Source organism: Klebsiella sp. 2019SCSN059 (assembly GCF_021739525.1).
GTDB lineage: Bacteria > Pseudomonadota > Gammaproteobacteria > Enterobacterales > Enterobacteriaceae > Klebsiella > Klebsiella quasipneumoniae.
In genome coordinates this window covers 1-448 of sequence record NZ_JAKKOM010000144.1, presented here as the reverse complement: position 1 = coordinate 448, position 448 = coordinate 1, and the positions used below count along the sequence as shown (strand labels likewise).

General features: G+C 54.9%; 1 pseudogene. It reads right to left on the bottom strand.

The annotated features are described in order from the left end of the window. Positions 1-448 (bottom strand): annotated as a pseudogene (locus tag L2I46_RS29345) (IS1-like element IS1X4 family transposase); the annotation flags it as partial.

Sequence of the window (448 nt, the reverse complement as noted above, 5' to 3'; positions counted from 1 at the left end):
GATTCATACAGCGGCCAGCCATCCGTCATCCATACCACGACCTCAAAGGCCGACAGCAGGCTCAGAAGACGCTCCAGTGTGGCCAGAGTGCGTTCACCGAAGACGTGCGCCACAACCGTCCTCCGTATCCTGTCATACGCGTAAAACAGCCAGCGCTGACGTGATTTAGCACCGACGTAGCCCCACTGTTCGTCCATTTCAGCGCAGACAATCACATCACTGCCCGGCTGTATGCGCGAGGTTACCGACTGCGGCCTGAGTTTTTTAAGTGACGTAAAATCGTGTTGAGGCCAACGCCCATAATGCGGGCGGTTGCCCGGCATCCAACACCATTCATGGCCATATCAATGATTTTCTGGTGTGTACCGGGTTGAGAAGCGGTGTAAGTGAACTGCAGTTGCCATGTTTTACGGCAGTGAGAGCAGAGATAGCGCTGATGTCCGGCAGT